The organism is Acinetobacter sp. YH12239 (genome assembly GCF_013417635.1).
In the GTDB taxonomy this organism is placed as follows: Bacteria; Pseudomonadota; Gammaproteobacteria; order Pseudomonadales; family Moraxellaceae; genus Acinetobacter.
In genome coordinates, this window is sequence record NZ_VPDP01000040.1 from 1 (window position 1) to 5,588 (window position 5,588).

The window sequence follows — 5,588 nt, forward strand, 5'->3', positions numbered from 1 at the left end:
GTACAGCGCCTGCTTGTAACAGTTTAGCCAAGCCGTAATCACCATTACCTGCGTTGTTGTTGACGATCACTAAGTCTTTAATACCGAGTTCAATTAAGCCATCGATGAGTTCAGCAGGCTGACCTGCAGTACCAAACCCACCAATCATAATGGTTGAACCGTCTTTAATTTGGGAGAGGGCTTCGGTTAAAGACGCTGAGCTTTTATCAATCATAATCACTTCCTAAACAAACGATCTATATTTACCTTTAATACGATCAGGTAGATGTAGACGATGATGGGGTAGTATTTTGACGCTTCGTTAAAATCACGTGCGCTAAAATACCAATACAGATTCCCCAAAAAACTGAACTTAAACCTAAAAATTGCATGCCTGAAACAGTCGCCAAGAAAGTAAGGAGAGCTGCATCACGATCCTTTTCTTGGAACATAGCAACGTGTAAATTTGTAGCAATAGCACCTAAAAGTGCTAAACCTGCTAATGCAGCAACAAGTTCTTTAGGCAGTAAGCTAAAGAGCATCACAATGCTGCCTGCAAATAAACCACCTAAAATATAGAAAATACCATTCGCAATACCTGCGATATAACGTTTCTCTTTGAGCTCATGTGCATCTTTACCTGTACAGAGTGCGGCTGTTATTGATGCCAGGACAATGGTGATCCCGCCCACACAAGCAACAGCTAACGATGCGATACTGGTAGTGGTAATAATCGGTTTTGCTTGAATGTCATAGCCACTTAATTTCAAAATTGCCATGCCAGGTAAAAATTGACCAGAAAGGCTGACTAAAATAAGAGGTACTGCAAGATTTAGAAAAGAGTTAAGCGTCCACTCGGGCGCAATGAATTGGGGTATTGCAAGTGAAAACTCCATATTCACAGCATTGAATTTTCCGAGGACTAAACTCATGAAAATACCAGCTGCCAATACAAAAAGCATGGCATATCGAGGTGTTAAACGCTTAGCAATCAGATACGAAATAAGCATTCCAAATACAATATATGGCATGGTATTGGTCGCGGTAAAAAGACCAAATCCGAACTGACATAAGATACCAGCCATCATTCCTGCAGCCACTGATTGTGGTATCAAAGCCAATAGTTTGTCGAAATATCCGGTAATACCAATGATGAAAATCACTACAGCTGTAGTGATATATGCAGCAACTGCTTCATTCAGTGATATATCTGGAAAAAGTGTGACTAGCAGAGCAGTACCAGGTGCCGACCAAGCGGTAATGACAGGAACTTTAAATTTTATTGATAATAGAATTCCAGCTACAGCAGCACCAATTGAGATACCCCAAATCCATGAAATCATCATGTCTGGTGAAACTTGGGCTTGTTGTGCTGCTTGAAAGAAAATAATTAATGGTCCGGCATATGAAATCAATACGGCTAAAAAGCCGGCGACAGTGGCGGAAATAGACCAATCTTCTTTTAGTGTTTTAAACAGGGTTGCCATTGTATTTGCCTCCTTGCGTCAATGATCCTGTGAATTTAAAGAGTCCGTGATCAGGGTTAACCCTGATCACCACCACCTACAGGTACGACTGTGCCTGTAATGTATGAAGACTCATCTGAAGCAAGGAACAAAATAGCATTTACTTGTTCTTGAATAGTGCCATAGCGTTTCATGTAGCTGCGGTCAATTGTTTGATCAACCACTTCTTGCATCCAAGCTTGATCTTGCTCAGATAGTGGTGAAGTATTACGTGGAATTACACGTGGTGGAGCTTCAGTACCACCTGTAGCCACAGCATTGATGCGGATACCATCTTTAGCATGTGCAAATGCCATTGATTGAGTAAAACTATTTACACCACCCTTAGCCGCAGAATATGGAAGACGGTTAATTCCACATGTGGCGATAGATGATACATTCACGATCACACCAGATTTTTGGTGTTGCATGTGTGGTAAAACTGCACGACAACTCCATAAAGTAGGAAATAAAGAACGATTGATCTCTTTAATAATTTCCTCTTCAGAAAACTCTTCAAAAGGTTTCATCCAAATCGCACCACCAACATTGTTGATCAGCACATCAATTCGGCCAAAAGTCTCGATCGCTTTATTTACAACGGATTGTGCACCAGCATAGGTTTCAAGATCAGCTAAGACAGTAACACCTGTGCCACCTTGAGTCGTAATTTCTTCAAGTGTGGTCGTCACGTATTCAGCACGGTCAGCCAGTACAACTTTTGCACCTTCGCTAGCTGCTTGAAGAGCAACACCGCGACCGATGCCTTGAGCGGCACCAGTGACGATTACGATTTTATTTTCAAATCTTTGATTCATGTTCCTCTCCACTTTAATTCGCAGAGAATTTTTCGAATAAGAAGTTTGCAGGTTTAACGCCTTCAGCATCTAACCAACCACGAACTGCATCTACCATAGGAACAGGACCACAGAGGTAAACGTCTACATCACCACCGTTGAGCCATTCAGTTTCAATGTGACCTGTTACATAACCTTTACGTTCGTGTGCAGATTCTGGGTTTGCAACTACGGTACGGTATTCAAACCAATCAAGTTTTTCTTGAAGTTTGTTGAGTTCTTCAATAGCAACTAGGTCAAAGTCATTGGTTACACCAAAAACTAAACGTACTGGATGTTCAGAACCTTTTTCTTCTAATACTTGAAGCATCGACATAAATGGAGCAATACCTGTACCACCAGCAAGCATTACTACAGGGCGTACTACATTACGTAAGTAGAAGCTACCAAATGGACCAGTGAATGTCATTTTGTCGCCGACTTTCGCTTCGCTGCTTAAGAAGCTACTCATCTTACCGTTAGGAACGTTACGAACAACAAAGCCGGTCAAACGGTTGCCTGGCTTAGAGCTGAAAGAGTATGAACGTGTTTCAGTTGATCCAGGAATACCTACATTTACATACTGACCAGCAAGGAAATTGATATCTGGCTGACCCTCGTCTAGTTGAATATCAAAGGTAATTGTAGATTCAGATAAGTTTTCTACACGAGAAAGTGTACCTTGATATTGATGAATTTGAGTTTTACATACATCAGATGATGCTTGAATTTGGAAAACTGCATCTGAAGTAGGACGGCACTGGCAAGCTAAGATATAACCTTGCTCAGCCTCTTCTGGTGTAAGTGCATCTTCAATATAAGTTTCTTCAGGCATGTCATAGCTGCCAGACTCACAAAAAGCTCGACAAGTACCACATGCACCATCACGGCAATCCAGCGGAATATTAATCTTTTGACGATATGCAGCGTCAGAAAGCGTTTCGCCTTGTGCAACTGAAATAAATCGGGTTACGCCATCTTCAAATTGAAGTGCAACATTATGGTTTGACATGGCTGAATATCCTTTAAGAATCTTTTGAACAATTTTTTGGTGTAACTACCAAAATTCCATTTGGTAGTTACTGAACTTGTTATTTACTAATTACAGGTGATATACGTCGATTACTTGGTTGATGTAATCATTTTTAAGTACCACATATTTATTTAAAATTTGTGGTTTTTCACCAGACAAATTGATTTCGTAGCGTGACATGCCGAAGTAGCTGTACGACTTTTGGTAGCGGTAACTTAAAGTGTTCCAGTTGAAACGAACAACAACCTTATCTTCATGACGTTCAAGAATTTCAATGTTGTTAATATTGTGGCTTGTACGTGTATCAGGCATTGTTGCAGAAGAGCGTTCAGTTTTGATACGGAACACGCGGTCTTCTAAACCTTGACGATCTGGATAGTAAATTAACGAGATTTCTGATTGAGGATCTTCGGTTAATGTATTGTAGTCATCCCAAGATGGCATCCAGAACGATGCTGTAGGTGCATAACACTCTAACCATTCATCCCACTGTTCATCATCAAGTAGGCGCGCTTCTTTAAATAAGAACTGGCTCACTGATTCTAAAGTTGCTTCAAGATTCGCGTTACTCATGCGTTATCTCCTTGTTCAGCTAAAGCTTGTTCTGCTTTAATCGCACGTTTCATTTCTTCTAACCAATGTTGATGTTGCGCAAGGTATAAACCTTCGTCTTCAGTTTTAACGCCTGAAAGTTTAGGTTTTAGACCAATTTCGTTTGCTGCATCATCTGGGCCATTGATCCAATGCTTTGAGCCACGGCACATATCGTTCCACTCGAGTTCGATACCAGCATAACCTGCTTGACATGCACGGAATTCTTCTAAGTCATCTGGTGTCGCCATACCTGAAGCATTGAAGAAATCTTCATATTGACGAATACGGCGTGCGCGAGCTTCTGGCTCTTCACCTACAGGTGCGATGCAGTAAATTGTTACTTCAGTTCTATCGACAGCAATTGGTCGAAGTACACGGATTTGTGAACCGAACTGATCCATCAAATAAACGTTTGGATATAAGCAAAGGTTACGTGAGCGCTCGATCATCCACTTCGACATAGCAGGACCGAATTTCTCAGAGTATTCGTCAGCTTTAGGAAAGTTAGGGCGGTCTTCAGGGTTAGCCCATTGTGTCCAAAGCAACATGTGACCATTTTCAAAACCGTAAGAACCACCGCCTTGTTTACCCCAAGATCCTGCGCTCATTGCACGGATATTGTCGCCAGCTTGTTTTTCTTTACGCTGTTGCGTAGTCGCAGCATAGTTCCAGTGAACTGCAGATACATGGTAACCATCTGCACCATTTTCAGCAGTGAGTTTCCAGTTTCCTTCGTATGTATAAGTTGAAGCACCACGTAAAACTTCTAAACCTTGATCAGACTGACCCACGATCATATCGATAATTTTAGTCGTTTCACCTAAGAATTCTTCTAATGGCAAGACGTCTGGGTTTAAGCTACCGAATAAGAAGCCTTTATAACTTTCAAAACGTGCAACTTTCTTAAGATCATGTGATCCTTCTTTGTTAAAGCAGTCAGAATAACCTGCATCTGTTGGATCTTTAACTTTTAAAAGTTTGCCTGAGTTATTGAATGTCCAACCATGGAATGGGCAAGTATAAGTAGCCTTATTACCACGTTTGTTACGGCAAAGTTGTGCACCACGGTGTGAACACGCATTGATCATTGCATTTAGCTCGCCTTGACGGTTACGAGCAATCACGATTGGCTGACGACCGATGTGTGTCGTGTAATAATCATTGTTATTTGGAATTTGGCTTTCGTGTGCCAAGTAAACCCAATTACCCTCAAAGATGTATTTCATTTCAAGGTCAAAAAGGGCTTGATCAGTGAAAACTGAACGATGAAGTTTAAACTCACCTGTCTCAAAGTTGTCTACAAGTAACTCATCAAGACGATCTAGATGGCTGGTATTAATTACAGGAATACGTGGCATGGACGTTCTCCGACTTTCCAAATTGAGGGGAAGTCATCGGGATAATTGACTTATCCCGATTCCGACTAATTGATTTAAGCTGATGCGCGGCGGCGTTCAACTTCAGTAGAAGGCGCATCTTCAACGTCTTTCACTAATTCAATGTCAAATTGAATATGTTTGAACGCACCTTTCAGACCACGACGAGCAATTTCAGCTTCATCAGTTACATCTACAGCAGTTGCCACTAAGCCATCACGCGTTGCAAATGCAAAGTCATCCCAAAGGTATTCATCACCTTCGA

At 41.3% G+C, this 5,588-nt stretch carries 6 protein-coding genes and 1 pseudogene; all 7 read right to left on the reverse strand.

Annotated elements, in window-relative coordinates:
- Nucleotides 1–214 (reverse strand): CoA-transferase (locus FTV17_RS15190; protein ID WP_306669593.1); only part of this gene is annotated, 214 nt, incomplete at its 3' end.
- Between the two features lie 43 nt (nt 215–257).
- Nucleotides 258–1,466, reverse strand: a complete 1,209-nt coding sequence (benE, locus tag FTV17_RS15195; RefSeq protein WP_180000663.1) for a benzoate/H(+) symporter BenE — start codon at nt 1,464–1,466, stop codon at nt 258–260.
- Between the two features lie 56 nt (nt 1,467–1,522).
- Nucleotides 1,523–2,302 carry a 1,6-dihydroxycyclohexa-2,4-diene-1-carboxylate dehydrogenase gene (locus tag FTV17_RS15200; RefSeq protein ID WP_092768934.1) on the reverse strand — a complete coding sequence of 260 codons (780 nt, stop codon included), beginning with the start codon at nt 2,300–2,302 and terminating at the stop codon, nt 1,523–1,525.
- 13 nt (nt 2,303–2,315) lie between these two features.
- Complete coding sequence (gene benC / locus FTV17_RS15205; RefSeq protein ID WP_035270501.1) at nt 2,316–3,332, reverse strand: benzoate 1,2-dioxygenase electron transfer component BenC; 1,017 nt, start codon at nt 3,330–3,332, stop codon at nt 2,316–2,318.
- A gap of 90 nt (nt 3,333–3,422) precedes the next feature.
- On the reverse strand, nt 3,423–3,926 hold the full coding sequence (gene benB / locus FTV17_RS15210; protein ID WP_035270498.1) for a benzoate 1,2-dioxygenase small subunit: 504 nt from the start codon (nt 3,924–3,926) through the stop codon (nt 3,423–3,425).
- A complete protein-coding gene (gene benA / locus FTV17_RS15215; protein WP_180000665.1) occupies nt 3,923–5,305 on the reverse strand; it encodes a benzoate 1,2-dioxygenase large subunit in 1,383 nt (460 codons plus the stop codon). Before benA ends, benB begins: the two co-directional genes overlap by 4 nt.
- A gap of 74 nt (nt 5,306–5,379) precedes the next feature.
- A pseudogene (locus tag FTV17_RS15220) lies at nt 5,380–5,588 on the reverse strand (catechol 1,2-dioxygenase); the annotation flags it as partial.

What these genes read in the sequence shown, in the direction of transcription:
- benB (WP_035270498.1), bottom strand. Translation starts at nt 3,926, where the DNA reads ATGAGTAACGCGAATCTTGAAGCAACTTTAGAATCAGTGAGCCAGTTC.
- benE (WP_180000663.1), bottom strand. Translation starts at nt 1,466, where the DNA reads ATGGCAACCCTGTTTAAAACACTAAAAGAAGATTGGTCTATTTCCGCC.
- benA (WP_180000665.1), bottom strand. Translation starts at nt 5,305, where the DNA reads ATGCCACGTATTCCTGTAATTAATACCAGCCATCTAGATCGTCTTGAT.
- FTV17_RS15200 (WP_092768934.1), bottom strand. Translation starts at nt 2,302, where the DNA reads ATGAATCAAAGATTTGAAAATAAAATCGTAATCGTCACTGGTGCCGCT.
- benC (WP_035270501.1), bottom strand. Translation starts at nt 3,332, where the DNA reads ATGTCAAACCATAATGTTGCACTTCAATTTGAAGATGGCGTAACCCGA.